Raw genomic sequence first — 22733 nt, forward strand, 5'->3', positions numbered from 1 at the left:
ATCGTCGATCAGCGCGGCGCGTCGGGACGGATTTCTCCGCTGGCCAGACGCACGGCGCTGCTGTCGGTCAAACCCCGACAGTTGCCGGGTTTTGAGGGGCGCGCGGTCAGTCGGCCAGTTTGGCCGCCAACGCCTTGACCCGACTCAGGTCACCCTTGGCCACTTTGGTCACCCCGGCGCCGTATTCCGGATCCGCCTTGTAGAGAAAGGACAGAATGATGTGCTTGCTCTCATCATCGGCACTCGCCAGCGAACCGCCAAAGCTCTCGATCAGATCCTTACGTTCCTTCTTGCTGAACGAGCGATACAGATCTCCGGCCTGCTTGAAGTTCTGTTCACGCTGGATCTTCGCCTGTTGCGTGCTGCCTTGCAGGGCCGCCTGACTGTAACGCGCACTCTGCGTTTCTTCACGCGGTTGCAGGCGACTTGGCTGATAGTTGACGCCAGAGTGGGTCGCACCGCCATTCATCGCACCATCCTGGTTGCCATTGTTGACCGTTACTTTCGCAGCATTGATCGGCAACTGCTGGGCATTGGCACCAAGGCGATACATTTGCGTATCTGCGTAAGAGAACATCCGCCCCTGCAACAAGCGGTCTTCCGAAGGCTCAATTCCCGGCACGACATTCGACGGTGCCATTGCAACTTGTTCGGTTTCCTGGAAGACATTGGAAGGGTTACGGTTCAATACCATTTGTCCAACTTTCCGCTCAGGAATACCTGGCCAGATCTTGGTAGCGTCAAGAGGATCGAAATCAAACTTGGACAAGTCTTGCGGTTTTAGCACCTGAATGTACAAGTCCCACTTTGGAAAGTTGCCACTGCCGATCTGGCTCACCAAGTCATTACTCATATGACTATAATCGCGCCCCTGTACTTTCACGACTTGCTCAGGATCAAGATTCTTTATCCCTTGCAAACTTTTCCAGTGAAATTTCACGTAATTCACATCGCCCTTGGCATTGACCAACTTGTAGGCGTGTACGCTGTTGCCATCCATCTCCCTGTAACTGGCCGGTGTTCCATTGTTGGAATACAGCTCGGTCAACGTACGGGTGGCTTCCGGTACATGGGAAAAGAAGTCGAAGCGTCGGGCATCGTCATCCAGATTAGTGCGAGGATCCGGCTTGAAGGCATGCACCATGTCCGGAAACTTGATTGCATCGCGTATGAAGAAGGTAGGAAAGTTGTTGCCTACCAGATCCCAGTTGCCATCTGCCGTGTAGAACTTGGTCGCGAACCCGCGTGGATCACGCAAAGTCTCCGGGGAATGGTTGCCATGCACCACGGATGAGAAGCGCACGAACACCGGAGTGATCTGCCCGACTGTGAACACCTTGGCCTTGCTCAGATCACTCAGGTCGTTGGTCGCGGTGAACGTGCCATGTGCACCGGTACCCCGGGCATGCACGACACGCTCGGGAATGCGCTCACGATCAAAGCGCTGCAGCTTCTGAATCAGCTGAACATCCTGCAACAACACCGGTCCGTTGGGGCCGGCGGTCTGTGAGTTCTGATTGTCACCGACTGCTGCACCGTTATCCCGGGTCAGGGGCGCGGCATTCGCGGAGAGGGTCAGTAGACCGGCAGTCAACAAACCGAAGGTACGACGATAGGGAAAGGCCCTCAGGCCAGGCATGGAATTCATTTCAGACTCCTCTGTTCTTTTGAGGCGCATCCAGGTGCGCCAGCCAGAGGCTAGAAGCTCAGCTCGCCAAACATAAATAGAAAGTTCGTAACGACATGATTGATGGTTTTTTCTTGAATATCAGCACGTTGCAGCGTATTTCGCGCGCGATTGGTGGCACTTTGCAAACTAATGATCAATCGATGTGTCGATAAAAGCGGGCATTGTAAGAAGGTGTTTCGCGCAGGACGCGTTTTGCTGATTTACACTGCTGACACCAAACTCATCTGTAACAAGGAAATAACTATGGGCGTGCTTAGCGAGTTCAAGGCCTTCGCGGTCAAAGGCAATGTGGTCGACATGGCCGTCGGTATCATCATCGGCGCGGCGTTCGGCAAAATCGTTTCGTCGTTTGTCGGTGACGTGATCATGCCGCCAATCGGACTGCTGATCGGCGGGGTGGACTTCAGTGACCTGGCCATCACGCTGAAAGCCGCCGAGGGCAGCGCCCCAGCGGTGGTATTGGCGTACGGTAAATTCATCCAGAGCGTTCTTGACTTCGTGATCGTCGCCTTCGCGATTTTCATGGGCGTCAAAGCCATCAACCGCCTCAAACGCGAAGAAGCCGTGGCCCCGACCCTGCCGCCGGTACCGACCAAGGAAGAAGAATTGCTGGGCGAGATCCGCGATCTGCTCAAGGCCCAGAACAACCGGCCTTGAATACGCTGAACGGCGCCCGAAGGCGCCGTTTTTTCACCAGTAGTTTTCTACCGCCACTTGCCCCGGTCGCCGGGTCAGGCTCAAGGCCATGCCGCGTTGCTTGAGTAGCGCCCGGGTGTCATCGATCATCTGCGGATTGCCGCAGAGCATGACCCGGGAATAAGCGGGAGTGAGTTCGACACCGGCCAGCTTTTCCAGCTCGCCATTTTCAATCAGCGTGGTGATGCGTCCATTGAGGGCACCTGCGTACGGCTCACGCGTAACCACCGGAATGAACCGGAACTTGTGGGCGTACTCGGCGAGGTAGTCGCGCTGTGTCAGTTCGCTGATCAGCTGTTGATAAGCCAGCTCCCGCCCTTCCCGCACGCTGTACACAAGAATGATGCGTTCGAATTTTTCCCAGACTTCAAAGTCCTGCAGAATCGACAGAAAGGGGGCCACGCCGGTGCCTGTGGAAAGCAGCCAAAGATCGCGACCATCGACAAATCGATCCAGGGTCAGGTAGCCAAATGCCTGACGTTCCACCAACAATGAATCACCCGCCTGCAGTCGACTCAGCTCACTGGTGAACTCACCACCCGGCACCACGATCGAGAAGAACTCGAGGAACTCGTCGAACGGCGAGGACACCATGGAGTAGGCACGCCACACCGTGCTGCCATCGGGCTTGGTCACGCCCAGTCTGGCAAACTGACCGGCCCGAAAGCGAAAGCCGGCGTCGCGCGTCGTACGCAAGGTGAACAGACTTGGGGTCAAGGGTTGCACGTCGAGCAGGGTCTGGCACGTGAACTTTTCTGCACTGACGGTCATGGGACACTCCTTTCGGCATGGGCTAACAGTGTCGCGCAAAGTTGTACATTTAAACACCCACAGTAAATGATGGCATTTAGCAGCCTTATTTCGACCAATAGAAGCCGCCCACCTCGCAATAAGTCACCCATCAGTACGCGCTCTTTTAGTATTACACCCTGAATACAAAAACGACTTTTGCTTAATAACGCTTTATACAAACTCGATGTTCAACAAGAGCGAAATGTTCAGAACATTCCGCAAGAAATCTCCTACACTCGATTACGTGCTGGATTTTGGATCCAAAGCACCCCCTCGGAATGTATGGAGAATCCTCAATGGAAATGTGGAAGGAGTTTTAGTTAAAACAACTGACCTATGCCAAGCACATAGATACGGCGTATCCGATTCTGGAAAGGTTCGCCCAAAATCTCGGATTCAGCTTTTGTGGTATTTCAGTGACTTCGACAGATCGGAGCACTGCGTTCAAATCCTTGCATATCAACAACTACCCCCCATCATGGAGCCGGCAATATGAAGAAAAAAATCACGAAGAAGTTGACCCGGTAATAGCACATTGCAATCGCTCGATGTTGCCGATTGTCTGGACCCAAGAAGTTTTCTGCAAAGCGCCACAACTCTGGGAGGCACTTCAGGACCAGGGACTGCAGCATGGCTGGTCGCAATCATTCCTTAATAACGACTGCGGTTTTTGCAGCATTCTCAGCCTGGCCCGGCCACACTGTCCGATCACCCCGATGGAGCTGTACGAACATTTTGGCTACATGTTCTATGTCACCAGTCATTTGAGCGATCTGTTCGCCCGTACACTCCCCACGCGACCGGAGCAGACTCGGCAACCTCGGTTGTCGGCCCGTGAAATAGAAGTGCTGAAGCTGTGCGCAGTCGGCAAGACAGCCTATGAGTGCGCCAGAATCCTGAGTCTCAGCGAACGCACCATCAACTATCACGTGCACAACGTGATGGAGAAGTTGAACGTCTGCAACAAGATCTCTGCGGTCATCGCCGCCGCCAAGGCCGGGATCATCTAGTCGGCGCGCCGGAAATCAGCCAAGTATTGCAGTCAAAAAAAAAGTACCATTTGCGACCTTCCTGAGTGATGACGCGTAACTTCGCGCCGCTGTCCACTCGGACGGTTCCGCCGCACGAAACCCTGGGCTGCGGGACACCCGTTGATTACCCAGAGTCCCCGCCCCATGCCTTTGCTCGATACGCCCTTCGCCCAGCTCGATCTGATCCGCCAGCCCGAACAGCAGAACGAACCGCTGCAAGCGTTCGATGCGGCCGACGAATACCTGCTCAATCATCTGGCCGAACAGAACTTGCCGATCGAGACGCGGGTTCTGGTACTTAACGACAGCTTCGGCGCGCTGGCCATCAGCCTGTCAGGCAAAGTGCAGGTCAGCACCAGCGGCGATTCGTTCCTGGCGTTTCAGGGGCTGGAAAAAAACCTGCTGCGCAATGGTCAGGCATTCGATGCGCTGCGCGGCATTCCTGCCAGTGAACCATTGGTCGGGCCGTTCGACCGGGTGCTGATACGCGTCCCGAAAACCCTCGCCCTGCTGGAAGAGCAACTGATTCGCCTGCAAGGCCAATTGGCACCCGGCGCTCAGGTGGTAGCAGCGGCGATGGTCAAGCATTTGCCTCGTGCCGCCGGGGATCTGCTGGAACGCTATATCGGCCCGGTTCAAGCGTCGTTGGCGGTGAAGAAGGCACGCTTGCTGATTGCCACGCCCGAGGCCAAGGCACTGGCCATCTCGCCCTACCCGACCCGCTATCGCCTCGACGAGCCTGCCATCGAACTGCTCAACCATGCCAACGTGTTCTGCCGTGAAGGGCTGGACATCGGCACCCGCGCCTTCCTTCCGCACCTGCCGAAAAACCTCGGCGCGGCACGGGTCGCCGACCTAGGCTGTGGTAACGGCGTACTGGCCATCGCCAGCGCCCTGCAAAATCCTGAAGCGCATTACACGCTGGTGGACGAATCGTTCATGGCCGTGCAGTCGGCGGCCGAAAACTGGCGCGCGGCGCTGGGTGAACGTGAAGTGATCGTTCGCGCAGGCGACGGTCTGGCCGGGCAGGAAGCGCAGTCGCTCGACGTGGTGCTGTGCAACCCGCCGTTCCACCAGCAACAGGTGGTCGGCGACTTCCTTGCCTGGCGCATGTTCCAGCAGGCCCGCGAAGCGCTGGTGGTTGGCGGTGCGCTGTATATCGTCGGCAACCGTCACCTGGGTTATCACAGCAAACTGGCGCGGCTGTTCCGCGGTGTCGAGCAAGTCGCGGCCACGCCAAAATTCGTGATCCTCAAGGCGCGCAAATAACCCGGGCAAAAAAAACCCTCCGGTCGGAGGGTCAAAAGTCCGTGCCGCAAGGCAGCGGGATGGGAAGTCCTAGTGCGTGGTCAGACCTGCGGCATTCATGAACATGCGCATCAGGCTGGCGACGATGAACAATGCACCGACGCTGCCGACCCAGATCATGGCCAACCAGCCGAGCCGCTGCCACAGCGGCTTTTTTTCGGCTTCTTCAATGTCGTGCAGGGAATGTTTGCCGGTCATTTTCTTTAAACCTCTTCAAGATGGATGGCGCCGCTACCGACGCCATCGCGAGCAAGCTCGCTCCCACAGGTTTTTGCTTAGTGATAACCGTCTTCATGGGTGACCTTGCCGCGGAACACGTAGTAGCTCCAGAAGGTGTAACCCAGGATGAACGGGATGATGAACAGCGTGCCCACCAGCATGAACCCCTGGCTTTGCGGTGGTGCGGCGGCGTCCCAGATCGAGATCGACGGCGGCACGATGTTCGGCCACAGGCTGATGCCCAGACCGCTGTAGCCGAGGAAGATCAGCACCAGGGTCAGCAGGAACGGCATGTAGTTGGCATTGCGTGCCACCGCGCGAATCAGACCGTACATCGTCACCAGCACCAGAATCGGCACCGGCATGAACCAGAACAGATTCGGCATGCTGAACCAGCGCGTCGCAATTTCCGGATGGGCCAGCGGCGTCCACAGACTGACGACACCGATCACCGCCAACAGCACGAAGGCCAGAGGACGCGCCAGGTCATGCATCTGTTCCTGCAACTTGCCTTCGGTCTTCATGATCAGCCAGGTGCAGCCGAGCAAGGCATACGCCACCACCAGTGCGGCGCCGCAGAACAGCGTGAACGGCGTCAGCCAGTCCAGTGAACCGCCGGCATATTGCCGGTTGACCACCGGCAAACCATCGATGAACGCGCCCAGCGCCACACCCTGGAAAAACGTTGCGGCAATCGAACCACCGATGAATGCCTTGTCCCACAGGTGACGCTTGTCGTCCTTGGCCTTGAAGCGGAACTCGAACGCCACGCCACGGAAGATCAGCCCGATCAGCATGAAAATCAGCGGCAGGTACAGCGCCGACAACACCACTGAATAAGCCAGCGGGAACGCGCCGAACAACGCAGCGCCGCCCAGCACCAGCCAGGTTTCGTTGCCGTCCCACACCGGGGCGACGGTGTTCATCATTACGTCGCGGTCGGTCTTGCCGGGGATGAACGGAAAGAGAATCCCGATCCCCAGGTCGAAACCGTCCATGACCACGTACATCATGATCCCGAAGATGATGATCACGGCCCAGATCAGCGGAAGATCAATACCCATGACTCAAATCTCCTTGGTCAGGCTGCGGTCGTGTTCGGCGCCATCGTCGTCGGCAGCGGACAACGGACGGGCCGGCGTACGTTTCTGGCCAGGACCACCTTCGTTGGTTTCCTTGCCTTCGTCGGTCTTCGGTCCTTTGCGCACCAGGCGCATCATGTAGCCCAGACCCGCACCGAACAGCGCGAAGTACACCACCACGAACATGATCAGCGTGATGCTCATCTGCATGAAGCTGTGGTTGGACGACGCGTCCGCCGTGCGCATCAGCCCGTAGACCACCCACGGCTGACGACCGATTTCAGTGGTGAACCAGCCCGCCAGGATCGCGATCAGACCGGACGGCCCCATCCACAACGCCAGGTACAGGAACGGCCGCGAGGTGTAGAGCGAGTCACGCTTGCGCAGCCACAAACTCCACAGACCGGTGAAGATCATCAGGAAGCCGAGGCCGACCATGATCCGGAACGACCAGAACACGATGGTGGAATTCGGCCGGTCTTCTGGCGGGAACTCCTTGAGCGCCGGGACTTGCTTGTCCAGCGAGTGGGTCAGGATCAGGCTGCCGAGGTATGGAATCTCGACAGCGAACTTGGTTTTTTCTTCCTTCATGTCCGGCCAGCCGAACAGAATCAGCGGTGTCGCTTCGTCCCCGACGTTTTCCCAGTGGCCTTCGATCGCGGCGATTTTCGCCGGCTGATGCTTAAGGGTGTTGAGGCCGTGGAAGTCGCCGATGACCGCCTGGATCGGCGCCACGATCAACGCCATCCACATCGCCATCGACAGCATGGTGCGGATCGCCGGGTTGTCCTTGCCGCGCAGCAGGTGCCAGGCCGCTGACGAACCGACGAAGAACGCCGTTGCGACGAACGCGGCCGTTGCCATGTGCATCAGGCGATAGGGGAACGATGGGTTGAAGACAATTGCCAGCCAGTCGGTTGGAATGACCTGACCGTTGACGATCTCGAAGCCCTGCGGGGTCTGCATCCAGCTGTTGGAAGCGAGAATCCAGAAGGTCGAAATCAGTGTGCCGATGGCCACCATCACCGTGGAGAAAAAGTGCAGGCCACGCCCGACCTTGTTCCAGCCGAACAGCATCACCCCGAGGAAACCGGCTTCGAGGAAGAACGCCGTGAGCACTTCGTACGTCAGCAACGGCCCGGTGACGGAACCGGCGAAGTCCGAGAAGCGGCTCCAGTTGGTACCGAACTGGTAGGCCATGACGAGCCCCGATACCACGCCCATGCCGAAGTTGACGGCAAAGATCTTCGACCAGAAGTGGTAGAGATCGCGATAGGTATCGTTACCGGTTTTCAGCCACAGGCCTTCCAGCACCGCGAGATAGCTCGCAAGACCGATGGTGATCGCCGGGAACAGGATGTGGAACGAGATGGTGAATGCGAACTGAATTCGGGCGAGATCCAGGGCCTCTAAACCGAACATAAGCTTTCCTCTATCAGATAACGGTTCCAGGACTGGCGGCCTTGAACCACTGCCCCCACGGGTATGGAGTGCGGCGAACTCGGATTCGTTCTTCTTTTTACAGGCATCGCGACGCAGGGAGTCTGCCGACGGGTCCGCGATCGTTTCCACGAAAGGTCTTGATCTGGATCAATCAACGTAGAAAGAGTAGTCCCATTTCCGACGGGAAACCGCGTGGTCTTTTGCCGCGTGACAAGTTGCCTCACAGTCACGGCAACGCCCTGAAATACATCGGTGGCCGGGTTTCGCGCCACGGCGCAGGAAAATCGATGTCTGGCTAACTAAATTTTCTGTCATAGCAACTTCCTGTTACAGACTGGTGATAATCTCGCGGTTCCCCTCGATCACGACCGGCCCGCAAATGCCCAGCCAAGAGCCCTTGCTGTTACGTCACCACCGTCCCTTTCTTGCGTTCTGGTTTGCCCGGATCTTCACCGCCAGCGGTTTTCAGATGCTCACCGTGGCGATCGGCTGGAACCTCTATCAATTGACCGGCAATGTGCTCGACCTGGGTCTGGTCGGGTTGGTGGAATTCGCACCACGGGTCTTGTTCATGCTGCACACCGGCCACGTTGCCGATCGCTACGACCGGCGCAAGGTCGCGGCGATCTGCCAGTCGTTGCAGGCCTTGATCGCGCTGGCATTGGCCATCGGCAGTGCAACCGATCATGTCACCCGGGAAATGATCTTTATCCTGGCGTTCCTGCTCGGCGCCGCACGCTCGTTCGAGATGCCGACCACTCAAGCGCTGCTGCCAAGCATCGTGCCCAGTGCGCTGTTCCCGCGTGCCGTCGCCGCCGCGCAGTCGGCGCAGCAATCGGCCACCATCGTCGCACCGGCCCTCGGCGGTCTGCTCTATGCCTTCGGCAGCGTCTGGGTCTATGGCCCGACGGTGATTCTGTATGTCATCGCCTGCACCTTGATGCTCAACCTGCCCGCACGGCAAACCCCGCTGAACAAGGGCAAGGCGACACTGGATTCGTTGCTGGCGGGGATTCGCTTCATTCGTAGCCGTCCGGACATTCTCGGTGCGATTTCGCTGGATCTGTTCGCCGTGCTGCTCGGCGGCGCCACGGCGCTGTTGCCGGTGTTCGCCAAGGACATTCTGCTGACCGGGCCGTGGGGGCTGGGATTGCTGCGCTCGGCGCCGGCGGTTGGCGCGCTGATGATGTCGCTGTTCCTGGCGCGGTTTGCCGTCGAGCGAAACGTCGGTCGAGTGATGTTCACCGCCGTCGGTGTATTCGGCGTGGCAACCATCGCCTTCGGTCTGTCGACCTCGTTCTGGTTCTCCCTGGCGGTACTTGTGGTGCTGGGCGCGGCGGACATGATCAGCATGGTGATCCGCGCCTCGTTCGTGCAACTGGAAACCCCGGACGAAATGCGCGGCCGGGTCAGCGCGGTGAACGGCCTGTTCATCGGTGCCTCGAACCAGTTGGGTGAATTCGAGTCCGGCCTCACCGCGCATTGGTTCGGCACCGTGCCGGCGGTGGTGATGGGCGGCATCGGCACGCTGGTGGTGACCGGAACCTGGATCAAACTGTTCCCGACCCTGGCCAACCGCGACCGGATGCATGTGCCGGTGGAAGAGGTGAAGGCCTAGCTACACGGGCTCCACCAGCGGGGCCATCCCCCAAGCACAAATAGCTCGAAAAGATGCGGTACATAGATACCGCATTGAGTGTAATGTATCGCCTTACACTCGCCGCATGATCAAATCCTATGCCCATGCACAACCCGCCACACCCCGGTGAAACACTGCTGATGGACGTATTGCCGGAACTTGGGATCAGCGTGACCGAATTGGCTCGGCATCTTGGATTCGCTCGTCCTCACCTTTCCCGTGTTTTGCACGGGCATGCGCCGATCAGTCCGGATCTGGCCGTGCGACTGGAACGCGCGGGGATTGGCAAGGCTCGCATGTGGCTAGGCGTTCAAACCGATTACGACCTTTGGCAAGCCGAGCACCGTGAGCAGCCAGCCATTCAACCAATCGCTGCTCACGCCTGACCTTCTCAGGCCAGCAACTCCCCCGCCACCTTCGCTCTGACGGCCTTGCCCGCAAGTTGCTCGATCAGTGTCAGCGCAAATGCCAGCGCGGCGCCGGAACCCTGGGCGGTGATGCAATTACCGTCGACCACTACGGGTTGATCGACAAAGGTGCAACCGGAGAGGTTATGGCTGGTGGCGGGCAAACAAGTCATGCGGCGCTGGCGCAAGACGCCGAAGTTTTGCAGGGCGACGGCCGGGGCTTCGGCGATGGCGGCGAACAGGCGTCCGGCGCTGGCCTGGTTCTTGAGCAATTGTTGCAGAGGCTGGTGCGCGGCCAGATGTTGCGCACCGACGGCGCCACCGGGCAAAACAATCAGGTCGAAGGTCTGGGCCAGCACATCAATGAGCATGCCGTCGGCGGTCAGTCGCGTACCCCGGGCGCAGGTCAGCATGCGCCGGCCTTCGATGCTGGCCGCCACCACTTCGACGCCGGCGCGGCGCAGCACGTCGATCAGGGTCACGCATTGCAGATCATCGATGCCCTCGGCGAGGGTAATCAGGGCTCTAAAGGTCATGGGCGCCATCCGCTGGGTGATCCTTAAAGCGTAGTCAGCTTTGTCCTGCCCTGTTCGGCGACAGCCGTTACTTGATGTAAAGCTGGGTCGACAGCGTGTTGCGCGGGGCGTTGATCGAGGTGTTGCTGAAGGTAAAGGTGCCTTCCTGACGGGCCGCCAGATCGAAGGTATACAGCGAACCGACGGTTTTGCTGCCGGGCGTGCACTCGGTCAGGTTGCCGTTATCGAAGGCACAGACCGGACTCCGGGTGCCATTCACTTCGAAACCGTCCAGTGCTGCCTGAGGCTGACTCTGGCCGTAGCCGATTTCCAGCACATACACCTTGATGCCCGGCGCGTTGTGATCGCAACGGGTCTGCACCTGACCATCGGTAATGTCTTCAAGCCCGCAGGACGCCGACTGAACCTTGATGACTTTTACCTCGCTCAATGGCGGTGCCGACGCCGCAAGTGCCGCCGGTACACCGGTCAGCAGCAAGGCCATCAGTCCGGCAGTGTTGGTCCAACCCATGTTCATGCGATCCATCCCCGAAAAAACAGCGCGCAGTATGGCGTACTTGGCCGTGGTGCAAAACTTCGCCGACGATCGACACCAACATCCGCCATCTTCCTCACGCTGCTGGTATGATGCGCGGCTTTTTCCGGCCCACCACAATTTTCCAGGCGCTTGCGACGGTCTGTGCTTTGCTGTTGAGGTCGATACATTCACGGCGCCACGCGCGCCACGGGGAGCAGACATGCTGGAAAGGCTGTTTCAACTCAAGGCACACAACACCAACGTGCGGACCGAGATTCTGGCGGGCGTCACGACCTTCCTGGCCATGGCCTACATTCTGTTCGTCAACCCGAGCATCCTCGGCGAGACCGGCATGGACAAGGGCGCGGTGTTCGTCGCCACGTGCCTGGCAGCCGCCATCGGCTCCACGGTCATGGGCCTGATCGCCAACTACCCGATCGCCCTCGCGCCGGGCATGGGTCTGAACGCCTTCTTCACCTACACCGTCGTGCTGCACATGGGCCACACCTGGCAAGTGGCGCTGGGCGCGGTGTTCATTTCGGCGGTGTGCTTCTTCCTGCTGTCGATCTTCCGCATCCGTGAATGGATCATCAACAGCATCCCGCTGCCGCTGCGCTCGGCAATTGCCGCCGGTATCGGCCTGTTCCTGGCGCTGATCGCCCTGCACAACGCCGGCATCGTGGTCAGCAACCCGGCGACCATGGTCGGCCTCGGTGACCTGAAACAACCAGCCCCGATCCTCGCCACCCTCGGTTTCGCCCTGATCGTTGCCCTTGAAGCCCTGAAAGTGCGCGGCGCGGTGCTGATCGGCATTCTCGCGGTGACCATCGTTTCCATCGTGATGGGCTTCACCCCGTTCGGCGGCGTGACGTCGATGCCGCCTTCGCTGGCCCCGACCTTCCTGCAACTGGACATCAAGGGCGCTCTGGACATCGGTCTGGTCAGCGTGATTTTCGCCTTCCTGTTCGTCGACCTGTTCGACAACTCCGGCACCCTGATCGGCGTCGCCAAGCGCGCCGGCCTGATGGGCAAGGACGGCCACATGCCGAAAATGGGCCGTGCACTGATCGCCGACAGCACCGCGGCAATGGCCGGTTCACTGCTGGGCACCTCGACCACCACCAGCTACATCGAATCCGCTGCGGGCGTGAGTGCCGGCGGCCGCACCGGCCTGACCGCCATCGTCGTCGCAATCCTGTTCCTGCTGGCGCTGTTCTTCTCGCCGCTGGCCTCCAGCGTACCGGCCTTCGCCACCGCACCAGCGCTGCTGTTCGTCGCCGTGCTGATGACTTCGGGCCTGGCGGAAATAGACTGGGAAGACATCACCGTCGCCGCGCCGGTCGTGGTCACCGCCCTGGCGATGCCTTTCACCTATTCCATCGCCAACGGCATCGCCTTCGGCTTCATCGCCTGGACTGCGATCAAACTGCTGTCCGGCCGCGCCCGTGAGCTGAACCCGGCGCTGGTGATCCTGTCGATTCTGTTCGTGATCAAGCTGGGTTGGTTCAACGCATGACTTTTGATTCCCAGGCCTACGCCGCACAACTCGAAGACAAGGTCACGCGCCTGCGTGACCTGCTGGCCCCGTTCGATGCACCGGAGCCGACGGTGTTCGATTCGCCGTTGCAGAACTTCCGCCTGCGCGCTGAATTCCGCCTGTGGCGTGAAGCCGGCGAACGGCATTACGCGATGTTTTCTCAGGACGACAAACGCACGCCGATCCTGATCGAGGAATTCCCGATCGCCAGCCTGCGCATCAACCAGTTGATGCCACAGTTGAAAGCCGCATGGCAGGCCAGCGCAGCGCTGAGCCACAAGCTGTTCCAGGTGGAGTTTCTGACCACCCTGGCCGGCGATGCGATGATCACTCTGTGTTATCACCGTCCGCTGGACGAGCACTGGCACGCGGCGGCGACCAAACTGGCGGCGGATCTGGGCGTCAGCATCATCGGTCGCTCCAAGGGCAAGCGCGAAGTGCTCGGCCTCGACTACGTGGTCGAGAAACTCGACGTCGGCGGTCGCACATTCAGCTATCGCCAACCGGAAGGCGCGTTCACCCAACCGAACGGCACTGTGAACCAGAAGATGCTCAACTGGGCATACGACGCGCTGGGCGATCGCAGCGACGATCTGCTGGAGCTGTACTGCGGCAACGGTAACTTCACCCTGCCGCTGGCAACCCGCGTGCGCAAAGTGCTGGCCACCGAAATCAGCAAGACCTCGGTCAATGCCGCTCTGAGCAACCTGGCCGAAAACGCTGTGGATAACGTCACCCTGGTGCGCCTGTCCGCCGAAGAGCTGACTGAAGCCCTGAACGAAGTTCGCCCGTTCCGCCGCCTGCACGGCATCGACCTGAAAAGCTACGAATTCGGCAGCGTGTTCGTCGACCCGCCACGGGCCGGCATGGACCCGGACACCTGCGAGCTGACCCGTCGCTTCGACAATATCCTGTACATCTCCTGCAACCCGGAGACGCTGGCGGCCAACATTGCCCAACTGCACGACACGCACCGCATCACCCGCTGCGCGCTGTTCGACCAGTTCCCGTGGACCCACCACATGGAATCCGGCGTGCTGTTGACCCGACGTTGATTGCAGGTCCCAGATACAAGAAAGCCGTCATCATCGACGGCTTTTTTGCGCCTGCTCATGGCACGGGATCAATCTTGCGCGGACGCCCACCCTTCCTGCCGTTGGCCCGTGCAGCTTCAGCTTTCGCGGTGCTGCTCTGGCGACCATTGCGAGAGGCGATTACCGAGGCGGCCATGGCCATCAACGGCTGACTGGCCGAGATCATGCCGGCGATGGAAACCTGCAAATCCTTGCCGTCGTGGCACAACGCGGTGCCGGCAAAACCCACATTCAGTCCGCTGAAATCTTCCGGCTCGAAATCATCGAACTCGCGGTAAAGGTTCACTGGCAAAAGCACGCCGCTGTCGTCCTCGAAGCGAATCACCAGGGACGGTTTCTCAAAGGTCACCGACACGGCTTGCAGGCTGCTGCGTCGCCGCAGCCCCCCGCGATCGACAGCTTCATCGAGACGCTCTTCCGTTACCGGTCGGTCAGCCTGCAAACCGGCCTTTACTGTTTTCATAGTTCGATCTCCACACCTTCCTGAGCACCAACCAGGGCCAGCAGGGTTTTGTTTTCTTCTGGTTCGTAATACGCCGATCCGATTCTGAAGGTCGCACCAGTGACTTCGCGCATGACGGCCACTTCGTTCGAGTCCCCGTCCCACCATTGGTTATCGAGACAGGCAGTCTGCAAACGAGTCCACCAGATTCGACGCGCCCGCCGCAGATGAACCGTTTCACGCAACGATTGGCGCAGTCCCTCAAGCACTGCAATCGGTGGCCGACGCGTCAGGGGCACCACATCCCATAACTCGACGCCGTTGTGCCAGAAGCTGAATTTGAATCGGGCACTCCATGCACCTGAATCTACGTGCGCATGGGGCGGACAATGTTCGTCTCGCAACATGATCACCACCGACAATCCCTTGTAACTGCACACTTTCATGCTAACCCATCCGTTAGGTTAAAGAGTTTCGAACACTGCCATTCCCTGACAATTCCGACCATCGGCATTGTTGTCCTCAATAGTCATTACGTTTTCGAGCCTAGTGCGGGATTCAGGAAAGCCACGCGCAAAATGGTAAGCAGTTCTTTCGCAGTGGCCGCGCATTTGCTACATACGAAGACTCATTCCCCGGTGTAATCAATCATGCAGCGACACTTCGACGATCTTCAGCTGGGCAGCATCGAGTTGTTTTGCCTGGCCGCCGAGTGCGGCAGCTTCACCGCTGCGGCGCAGGCAGCATCGGTGACGCCGGCAGCGGTTAGCCGCTCGGTATCCCGCATGGAGGAACGCCTGGGTGTACGCCTGTTTGCACGCACCACCCGCAGCGTGAAACTGACCGATAGCGGCCGTCGCTACTACGAAGAATGCAGCCAGGCGCTGGCTCAACTGGTCGAGGCGCAACGGGAGGTTATGGGCCAGCAGCAGGAACCGTCCGGCACCCTGCGTATCAGTATTCCTACGACTTATGCCCATCATCGGATCCTGCCGCTGTTGCCGGCCTTTCGCGCGCGCTTCCCGCAGGTGAAGGTCGACATGCACATCAGCAACCGCAACATCGACTTCGTCGGCGAGGGCTACGACATGGCGATCCGCGTGCGGGCGATTCCCGATTCGGGTTTGATCGCCCGGCATCTGGAAGATGCGGCGCTGGTGATGGTTGCCAGCCCCGATTACCTCAAACGCGCCGGCACGCCGCAGACCCTTGAAGACCTCGAACAACACGAATGCATCCAGTACGAATTACCCAGCAACGGGCGGCGGATCACCTGGCTGTTTTACGACGAAGACACGCCACGGGAAATCCTCGCCGAGGGCAATTTTTGCTGTTCAGACGATGTGCTCGGTGGCGTGACCCTGGCCAGGCACGGTGCCGGGTTGTTCCAGACCTATCGCTTCATTGTCGAAAAAGAACTGGCCGACGGCTCGCTGATAGAAGTGCTCAAACCCTACAGCGGACGCTCGCGGCCGTTTACCTTGTTGTACCCGCAGAATCGCCACATGCCGCTGCGCGTCAGGGCTTTCATCGATTTTCTGGTGGAGCAGTTGCCGCACTGAATTGCATCAGTGTGCGATCACCGCCCACAAAACCGGGTCGTCGATGCAGGGCAATTGATTAAAGTAACCATCTAGTACAATTTAACTCCACAGGTCGAAACCTTCGGCCCAAGCCAAAAACAATAAGTGGAGTTTGCCCCCATGCCCCCTATCGTTCTGGTGCTCAACGGCCCGAACCTGAACCTGCTCGGCACCCGTGAACCGGCAACCTACGGTCACGAAACCCTGGCCGACATCTCTGCCCTGTGCGGGCGCGCCGCCGAAGAATTCGGCCTGGCCGTGGAGTTTCGCCAGACCAACCACGAAGGCGAACTGCTCGACTGGATTCACGGCGCCCGTCAGCGCTGCGCCGGCATCGTGATCAACCCGGCCGCCTGGACTCACACCTCGGTCGCGATCCGCGACGCTCTGGTCGCCAGCGAATTGCCGGTGATCGAAGTGCACCTGTCCAACGTCCACGCCCGCGAGCCGTTCCGTCACCATTCGTTCGTCTCGGCCATCGCCACCGCCGTGATGTGCGGCTTCGGCAGCCACGGCTATCGCCTGGCCCTGGAACATTTCAGCCAGCGGCTGAAGGGGCGATCCGCATGAATCGCAACAACGTGATACTCGCCGGGCTGATCGGCGCCGGCATCCAGGCCTCCCGCACCCCGGCGCTGCATGAACACGAAGGTGACGAACAGGGCCTGCGTTACCTGTACCGGCTGATTGATCTCGATCAACTGCAACTGGACAGCAACGCCCTGCCCGACCTGCTGCTGGCCGCCGAACGGATGAACTACACCGGGCTGAACATCACCTTCCCGTGCAAGCAGGCAATCATCCCGCTGCTCGATGAATTGTCCCCGGAAGCCCGAGGCATCGGCGCCGTGAACACAGTGGTGCTGAAGGACGGCAAACGCGTCGGCCACAACACCGATTGCCTGGGTTTTGCCGAAGGTTTTCGTCGCGGTCTGCCAGACGTCGCCCGCGAACGTGTGGTCCAGATGGGCGCCGGTGGCGCAGGCGCGGCAGTGGCCCACGCCTTGTTGAGCGAAGGCGTACAGCAACTGAGCATTTTTGACGTGGACGTCGAGCGCGCCGAAAGCCTGGCCAACAACCTCAACCAGCATTTCGGCGCTGGCCGGGCGGTTGCCGGGCATGATCTGGCGAGCGCGCTGAATCAGGCCGATGGCCTGGTGAATACCACGCCGATGGGCATGGCCAAATTACCGGGCATGCCCGTGCCGGTGGCGTTGCTGCGGCCCGAGTTGTGGGTGGCGGAGATTGTGTATTTCCCGCTGGAAACCGAACTGCTGCGCAACGCCCGCGCCCTGGGTTGCCGAACCCTGGATGGCGGCAACATGGCGGTGTTTCAGGCAGTGAAGGCGTTTGAGCTGTTCAGCGGCAAGGCGCCGGATGCGCAACGAATGCTCGCGCATTTTCAAAGCATGAATGGGTAAAACCGTGAGGGGGCGGCGCCCCCTCGACTTCGGTCACACCTGCAAATAGCGCAGGACCGACTCGCAAATCATCTCGCGATGACGCTGCTTGATGCTTTCGTCCGGCAAGTCGATCTGAAAGATCTCACCGAACGTGTGGCGGTTCGATACGCGATAGAAGCAGAACGAACTGATCAGCAGATGCACATCCAGCGCGTCGAGCCCGGCGCGGAACACCCCTTCCTCAGCACCGCGACGCAGAATTTCGCCCAGGGAATCGAGGATGGTGTTGTTCATCGCCTTGATCGCATCGGAACGCTTCACATACTCGGCGTTGTGGATGTTTTCGATGCTGACGATCCGCACGAAATCGACGTTGCGATCGTGGTGATCGAAGGTGAATTCCACCAGACGCCGGATCGCTTCCACTGGCGGCAACTCGGCCAGGTGCAGACGGTTCTCGGTGTTGCGGATGTCGCCGTAGAGCTTCTCCAGCACCTCGACGTACAACTGCTCCTTGCTGCCGAAGTAGTAATAGATCATGCGCTTGGAGGTGTGGATGCGCTCGGCGATCGCATCGACGCGGGCGCCGGACAGCCCCTGCTGGACGAACTCGACGATCGCCTCCTGCAGGATATTCTCGCGGGTCTTTTCCGGATTGTTCTTGCGACTTTTGCGCGGCTCTACCGCGGGTAGAACGGGAGCTGCGGGAAGTTCTGAAGTCATTGTCATTGCGGGCTCACGGCCATCACTGCACAGGCTGGCGATTATGGGCCGCGCGCCCCAGTGAAGGAAGCCGCGCGGCCGGTGTTTAATCCCGCGTTTACGAATTTCCTACAACTTCGCCTGGCGAACCGCACCACTGCGTGATTTGGCCATCGCCGCCAGCCGCACCGCGACGTTGGCCGCGCCATAACCGGCGTAACCGTTCTTGCGCTGGATGATCTCGAAGAAGAAACGCCCTTCGAACGGCTCGGTGTAGACGTGGAACAACTCGCCGCCCTGCGCATCGCGGTCGTAGAGCACGTTGTAGTACGCCAGTTCGCTGAGGAATTCGTCATCGAAATCGAAGCGCGCCGCCAGGTCGTCGTAATAGTTGAGCGGGATATCCAGCAGCGGTACGCCCGCCTCCTTCGCGCGGCTGACTTCGGCGAAGATATCGTCGCAATCGAAGGCGATGTGATGCACCCCGGAGCCGCGATAACTCGATAGCGCGTGTGAGATCGCGGTATTGCGGTTCTCGGAAATGTTCAGCGGCAGCCGGATCGAACTGTCGCGGCTACGCAGGGCACGGCTTTTCACCAGCCCGTAAGGATCCGGCAGCACCACTTCGTCATCGGCCTCGAAATCCAGCAGGCTCTTGTAGAACAACACCCAACTGTCGAGGCTGTCTGCCGGCAGCGCCATGGCCATGTGGTCGATGCGTTTGAGACCGCCGCGCGCCACTGCATTTGGCAGCAGATTGAAGTCAGTGCCGTAGACATCTGCCTCCTGATCCACCAGATAAATCAGGCTGCCGTCCGGCGCACGCACCGCCGCCAGCTCCAGTTCGTTGGGGCCGACCAGTCCGCGATAAGGCTGACCTTTATAGGCGACGGCGCGAGCCAGCGCACTGGCGCTGTCCTTGACTCGCACAGCGGTGGCGCAGAGCGACGGGCCGTGGGCCTCGAAAAAGCTGTGGCCGAACGAATAGGGTTCAGAGTTGAGGATCAGGTTGATATCACCCTGGCGCAACAGGCTGACACTCTTGGAGCGATGCTGGCCGGCCTTGACGAAACCCAGCCGTTCCAGCCAGTTCGACAGCTTGGCGCCCAGGCTTTCATCCACGGCGAACTCAAGAAACTCGATGCCGTTGTATTCGCTGGCCTTCGGCGTTTCGAAGAGGATGTCGCGGTTATCCACAGGACGGATTTCCTGCTCCAGACGCTGGCGGGTTTTCTCCTCCAGATACAGCAGCGAACGCAAGCCGTCGGCCGCATTGGCCCGAGGCGGCGCGGCGCGGAAGCCGTCGTTGAAGATTTCCAGCGACAGCGGCCCGGTGTAGCCACTCTGAATGATCGGCGCCAGAAACCCCGGCAGATCGAATTCGCCCTGCCCCGGGAAGCAGCGGAAATGCCGGCTCCACTCAAGCACGTCCATCGCCAGGATCGGTGCGTCGGCCATCTGTACGAAGAAAATCTTGTCGCCGGGAATCTCGGCAATCGCCCGTGGATCGCCCTTGAGCGACAAGGTGTGGAAGCTGTCGAGCAACACGCCGAGGGCCGGGTGATCGGCCTGACGCACAATGTCCCAGACCTGTTGATAAGTATTGACGTGACGGCCCCAGGCCAGCGCTTCATAACCGATGCGCAGGCCACGGGCGCCGGCGCGCTCGGCCAGCAGGCGCAGGTCGTCGATGAGGATCTGTTGCTCGCCGAGACTGTCGGGGGAGGCGTTGCTGCAGACCAGCACCAGGTCGGTGCCCAGCTCCTGCATCAGGTCGAACTTGCGCTCGGCCCGCTCCAGGTTGCGCTCCAGTCGATCGCGGCGGCAGCCTTCGAAATCGCGGAACGGTTGAAACAGCGTGATGGCAATCCCGAGGTCGGCGCACATCTGCCGGATTTCCCGGGGACTGCCGTCGTAATACAGAAGATCGTTTTCGAAAATCTCCACTCCGTCGAACCCGGCGGCGGCAATGGCTTCGAGTTTTTCCGGCAGGGTTCCGCTCAAGGAGACGGTGGCAATGGATCGCTGCATGTTTCAACTCCCGGTGGAGACGTCGGCTACGAAAACTGCGCCGCTTTTATAGGGTGAGCGAATTATTGGTCCCGGTTTTTCATTGAGCAATTTAAACTGTACTACCCGGTTAGTTTTGCGTGCGATTATCGAACAGAATGCCGGTTTGGCGAATTGACGATTTTTCGTCCACTGCCCAACATCCCTTTCACCTTGAGTCCGGAACTGAACCACCGGTCGCAGCGTGCACAAAAAAAGCACACCAAATAACAAATCCAAAAACGGGTGGAACACATGATTCCTTCACAGACTTCCCGCATGGCTCCGGCCATGAGCACTGCCACGGGTGGCATCGGCGACAAGATCCGGGGCGCCATGGCCGTCGGCAAGACCCGTTGGGGCATGCTGGCGCTGGTATTTTTCGCCACCACCCTCAATTACATCGACCGTGCCGCCCTCGGCGTCATGCAGCCGATCCTTGCCAAGGAAATGAGCTGGACGGCGATGGACTACGCCAACATCAACTTCTGGTTTCAGGTCGGCTACGCGATCGGCTTCGTGCTGCAAGGACGACTGATCGACCGGGTCGGCGTCAAGCGCGTGTTCTTCTGCGCGGTGCTGCTCTGGAGCCTGGCCACCGGTGCCCACGGTCTGGCGACCTCGGCGGTGGGCTTCATGGTCTGCCGGTTCATCCTCGGCCTGACTGAAGCGGCGAACTACCCGGCCTGTGTGAAAACCACACGCCTGTGGTTCCCGGCCGGCGAACGTGCGGTGGCCACCGGCATTTTCAACGCCGGCACCAACGTCGGTGCGATGTTCACCCCGATGCTGCTGCCGCTGATCCTTCACGTGTGGGGCTGGCAGGCCGCGTTCCTGTGCATGTCGGCGCTGGGCGGGATCTGGCTGCTGTTCTGGGGCCTGAAATATTTCAATCCGGAAGATCACCCGAGCGTGAAACAGTCGGAGCTGGAATACATCCAGAAAGAAATCGAACCGGAACAGGCCCGCGTGCCGTTCTCGAAGATCCTGCGCATGCGCGGCACCTGGGCCTTCGCCCTCGCCTACTCGCTGACTGCGCCGGTGTTCTGGTTCTACCTGTACTGGCTGCCGCCGTTTCTCAATCAGCAATACAACCTGGGCATCAACGTCACCCAGATGGGCATTCCGCTGATCATCATCTACGTCACCGCTGACTTCGGCAGCGTGGGGGGCGGGATTCTGTCTTCGTTCCTTATCGGTCGCGGCATGAACTCGATCAAGGCCCGACTGCTGTCGATGTTCCTGTTCGCCTGCTGCATCATCGGCGTGGTCATGGCCGCCGGCTCCGCCAACCTGTGGATCGCGGTTGCCGCCATCTCTCTGGCCATCGGCGCGCACCAGGCCTGGACCGCCAACATCTGGAGCCTGGTGATGGACTACACGCCCAAGCACATGATGAGCACGGTGTTCGGTTTCGGCGGCATGTGCGCGGCGATCGGCGGGATGTTCATGACCCAGATCGTCGGCCACATCCTGACCGTCACCAACAACAACTACACCGTGCTGTTCACTCTGATCCCGGCGATGTACTTCATCGCGCTGACCTGGATGTACTTCATGGCACCGCGCAAGATTCCTACGGTTACCGAATAACCCTCCTGCACCGACCGGCCTGATTTCAGGCCGGTTTTGCTTTCAGCGCCGGCTCTGCTGCCACGCTGCCGCCAGTCCGCTGCAACAGATCACCGCGATCCCGATCACCGTCATCAGGGTCGGCGTGTGAGCGAACAGCAACCAGCCCAACAACCCCGCGAACACGATCTGGCAATAGCCGAACGGCGCCAGCAGTGCTGGTGCGGCATGGCGGAAAGCCTGGGTCAGAAACAGGTGCGCGGTCATTCCGCAACTGCCCAGCGCCAGCATCAACAACGCATGCCCCAGGCTCGGCACCTGCCAGAAGAACGGCACCAGTGCACTCATCACCAGCGTGTTGCACAGCCCGGCGAAAAAGTTGCTGGTGGTCGGGCTGTCGACTTCGGCGAGCTTGCGGGTGAGCAGCTGATAGAAGCAGAAAAACAGCGCCGAGCAGAACGGCAACAGAATTGCCGGGGTAAACAAGTCACCGCCCGGATGGACGATGATCAGCACCCCGATGAACCCGCACACCACCGCGATCCACTGACCGCGCGTCACCCGCTCCTTGAGCAGCGGCACCGACAGCGCCGTCACCAGCACCGGCGCAAGAAAGTTGACCGCCGTGGCCTCGGCCAGCGGGATGTACAGCAACGCCGTGGTGAAAAACAGGCTGGTGCCCAGCAGGCACAACGCCCGCGCCAACTGCCACAACGGGCGTTTGGTGCGCAGCACGCGCAGCCCGGACTGCGGCAGGAAAATCCCCGCCATCAGCAGCGTGTGCACCAGATACCGCGCCCACACCACCATCACGATCGGATAAAAACCCGAAAGGTATTTCGACAGCGCGTCGTGACTGGAGAACAGGAAGGTTGCCACGACAATCAGCAAGATCCCCTTGAAGGGTTGGTTGACGCCGGAAAGCGGAGTGCTGACGGTCATTGGCTCTCTCTGAATGAAAAATAAACGGTGACGAGGACGCAGGCGCCCT

23 protein-coding genes are annotated in these 22733 nt (G+C 59.7%); 11 read left to right on the forward strand and 12 right to left on the reverse strand.

Annotated elements, in window-relative coordinates; all coding sequences use genetic code 11:
* Positions 1-106: 106 nt before the first annotated feature.
* Entirely contained in the window at positions 107-1648 is a 1542-nt protein-coding gene (locus ACTJK7_RS27745) for a catalase (protein ID WP_064382118.1), read from the reverse strand.
* Positions 1649-1933: 285 nt separating this feature from the next.
* Here ACTJK7_RS27745 and mscL point away from each other — a divergent pair, with 285 nt between their 5' ends.
* A complete protein-coding gene (gene mscL, locus ACTJK7_RS27750) occupies positions 1934-2347 on the forward strand; it encodes a large-conductance mechanosensitive channel protein MscL (protein ID WP_041475433.1) in 414 nt (137 codons plus the stop codon).
* 33 nt (positions 2348-2380) lie between these two features.
* On the opposite strand, the gene ACTJK7_RS27755 is transcribed toward mscL, so the two are convergent.
* Positions 2381-3157 (reverse strand): ferredoxin--NADP reductase, encoded by a 777-nt coding sequence (locus ACTJK7_RS27755; protein WP_236196072.1) that lies wholly within the window; start codon positions 3155-3157, stop codon positions 2381-2383.
* Between the two features lie 389 nt (positions 3158-3546).
* On the opposite strand from ACTJK7_RS27755, the gene ACTJK7_RS27760 reads away from it, so the two are divergent.
* Positions 3547-4188 carry an autoinducer binding domain-containing protein gene (locus tag ACTJK7_RS27760; protein WP_440819237.1) on the forward strand — a complete coding sequence of 214 codons (642 nt, stop codon included), beginning with the start codon at positions 3547-3549 and terminating at the stop codon, positions 4186-4188.
* A gap of 165 nt (positions 4189-4353) precedes the next feature.
* Positions 4354-5478 (forward strand): methyltransferase, encoded by a 1125-nt coding sequence (locus tag ACTJK7_RS27765; protein WP_440780333.1) that lies wholly within the window; start codon positions 4354-4356, stop codon positions 5476-5478.
* 69 nt (positions 5479-5547) lie between these two features.
* On the opposite strand, the gene ACTJK7_RS27770 is transcribed toward ACTJK7_RS27765, so the two are convergent.
* The 3 genes from ACTJK7_RS27770 to ACTJK7_RS27780 all read right to left on the reverse strand — a co-directional run bounded on the left by ACTJK7_RS27770 (position 5548) and on the right by ACTJK7_RS27780 (position 8240).
* A complete protein-coding gene (locus ACTJK7_RS27770) occupies positions 5548-5715 on the reverse strand; it encodes a DUF2474 domain-containing protein (protein ID WP_007950992.1) in 168 nt (55 codons plus the stop codon).
* Between the two features lie 77 nt (positions 5716-5792).
* Positions 5793-6800 (reverse strand): cytochrome d ubiquinol oxidase subunit II, encoded by a 1008-nt coding sequence (gene cydB / locus ACTJK7_RS27775; protein WP_011336033.1) that lies wholly within the window; start codon positions 6798-6800, stop codon positions 5793-5795.
* A 3-nt stretch (positions 6801-6803) separates the two neighbouring features.
* Positions 6804-8240, reverse strand: a complete 1437-nt coding sequence (locus ACTJK7_RS27780; protein ID WP_108563301.1) for a cytochrome ubiquinol oxidase subunit I — start codon at positions 8238-8240, stop codon at positions 6804-6806.
* A gap of 400 nt (positions 8241-8640) precedes the next feature.
* Here ACTJK7_RS27780 and ACTJK7_RS27785 point away from each other — a divergent pair, with 400 nt between their 5' ends.
* Positions 8641-9879 carry an MFS transporter gene (locus tag ACTJK7_RS27785; protein WP_045121629.1) on the forward strand — a complete coding sequence of 413 codons (1239 nt, stop codon included), beginning with the start codon at positions 8641-8643 and terminating at the stop codon, positions 9877-9879.
* Between the two features lie 119 nt (positions 9880-9998).
* A complete protein-coding gene (locus ACTJK7_RS27790; protein WP_045121630.1) occupies positions 9999-10286 on the forward strand; it encodes a HigA family addiction module antitoxin in 288 nt (95 codons plus the stop codon).
* A gap of 5 nt (positions 10287-10291) precedes the next feature.
* Here the strand turns inward: ACTJK7_RS27790 and ACTJK7_RS27795 are convergent, their stop codons facing one another.
* Both ACTJK7_RS27795 and ACTJK7_RS27800 read right to left on the reverse strand, forming a co-directional pair.
* Positions 10292-10843, reverse strand: coding sequence for a DJ-1 family glyoxalase III (locus ACTJK7_RS27795; protein WP_108563716.1), 552 nt, complete (start codon positions 10841-10843; stop codon positions 10292-10294).
* A gap of 67 nt (positions 10844-10910) precedes the next feature.
* Positions 10911-11360 (reverse strand): DUF4879 domain-containing protein, encoded by a 450-nt coding sequence (locus tag ACTJK7_RS27800; RefSeq protein WP_108563302.1) that lies wholly within the window; start codon positions 11358-11360, stop codon positions 10911-10913.
* 220 nt (positions 11361-11580) lie between these two features.
* On the opposite strand from ACTJK7_RS27800, the gene ACTJK7_RS27805 reads away from it, so the two are divergent.
* Together ACTJK7_RS27805 and trmA are read left to right on the forward strand one after the other, a co-directional pair.
* On the forward strand, positions 11581-12876 hold the full coding sequence (locus ACTJK7_RS27805) for an NCS2 family permease (RefSeq protein ID WP_011336038.1): 1296 nt from the start codon (positions 11581-11583) through the stop codon (positions 12874-12876).
* Positions 12873-13952 carry a tRNA (uridine(54)-C5)-methyltransferase TrmA gene (trmA, locus tag ACTJK7_RS27810; protein WP_108563303.1) on the forward strand — a complete coding sequence of 360 codons (1080 nt, stop codon included), beginning with the start codon at positions 12873-12875 and terminating at the stop codon, positions 13950-13952. Before ACTJK7_RS27805 ends, trmA begins: the two co-directional genes overlap by 4 nt.
* Before the next feature lie 55 nt (positions 13953-14007).
* On the opposite strand, the gene ACTJK7_RS27815 is transcribed toward trmA, so the two are convergent.
* Positions 14008-14454 (reverse strand): hypothetical protein, encoded by a 447-nt coding sequence (locus ACTJK7_RS27815; RefSeq protein ID WP_064382127.1) that lies wholly within the window; start codon positions 14452-14454, stop codon positions 14008-14010.
* On the reverse strand, positions 14451-14879 hold the full coding sequence (locus ACTJK7_RS27820) for a hypothetical protein (RefSeq protein WP_064382128.1): 429 nt from the start codon (positions 14877-14879) through the stop codon (positions 14451-14453). The genes ACTJK7_RS27815 and ACTJK7_RS27820 overlap by 4 nt, the downstream gene beginning before the upstream one ends.
* A gap of 204 nt (positions 14880-15083) precedes the next feature.
* Between ACTJK7_RS27820 and ACTJK7_RS27825 the strand changes: the two genes are divergently transcribed.
* The 3 genes from ACTJK7_RS27825 (at position 15084) to ACTJK7_RS27835 (ending at position 17437) form a co-directional block, all read left to right on the forward strand.
* Positions 15084-15995, forward strand: a complete 912-nt coding sequence (locus tag ACTJK7_RS27825; RefSeq protein ID WP_108563304.1) for a LysR family transcriptional regulator — start codon at positions 15084-15086, stop codon at positions 15993-15995.
* Between the two features lie 141 nt (positions 15996-16136).
* A complete protein-coding gene (gene aroQ, locus ACTJK7_RS27830) occupies positions 16137-16586 on the forward strand; it encodes a type II 3-dehydroquinate dehydratase (protein WP_064382130.1) in 450 nt (149 codons plus the stop codon).
* Positions 16583-17437: a shikimate dehydrogenase gene (locus tag ACTJK7_RS27835; protein ID WP_108563305.1), complete on the forward strand. Its 855-nt coding sequence runs from the start codon at positions 16583-16585 to the stop codon at positions 17435-17437. Before aroQ ends, ACTJK7_RS27835 begins: the two co-directional genes overlap by 4 nt.
* A gap of 33 nt (positions 17438-17470) precedes the next feature.
* On the opposite strand, the gene ACTJK7_RS27840 is transcribed toward ACTJK7_RS27835, so the two are convergent.
* Together ACTJK7_RS27840 and quiC are read right to left on the reverse strand one after the other, a co-directional pair.
* The gene (locus ACTJK7_RS27840) at positions 17471-18148 is read right to left on the reverse strand and encodes a TetR/AcrR family transcriptional regulator (protein ID WP_108563306.1); all 678 of its coding nucleotides are present in this window, start codon (positions 18146-18148) and stop codon (positions 17471-17473) included.
* A 102-nt stretch (positions 18149-18250) separates the two neighbouring features.
* Positions 18251-20152 (reverse strand): 3-dehydroshikimate dehydratase QuiC, encoded by a 1902-nt coding sequence (gene quiC / locus ACTJK7_RS27845; protein ID WP_197870522.1) that lies wholly within the window; start codon positions 20150-20152, stop codon positions 18251-18253.
* 273 nt (positions 20153-20425) lie between these two features.
* On the opposite strand from quiC, the gene ACTJK7_RS27850 reads away from it, so the two are divergent.
* A complete protein-coding gene (locus ACTJK7_RS27850) occupies positions 20426-21763 on the forward strand; it encodes an MFS transporter (protein ID WP_064382134.1) in 1338 nt (445 codons plus the stop codon).
* A 42-nt stretch (positions 21764-21805) separates the two neighbouring features.
* Here ACTJK7_RS27850 and ACTJK7_RS27855 read toward each other — a convergent pair whose 3' ends face one another.
* Positions 21806-22684 carry a DMT family transporter gene (locus ACTJK7_RS27855; RefSeq protein WP_039771776.1) on the reverse strand — a complete coding sequence of 293 codons (879 nt, stop codon included), beginning with the start codon at positions 22682-22684 and terminating at the stop codon, positions 21806-21808.
* Positions 22685-22733: the final 49 nt, after the last annotated feature.

Source organism: Pseudomonas sp. 22085 (assembly GCF_052045815.1).
GTDB lineage: Bacteria > Pseudomonadota > Gammaproteobacteria > Pseudomonadales > Pseudomonadaceae > Aquipseudomonas > Aquipseudomonas glycinae.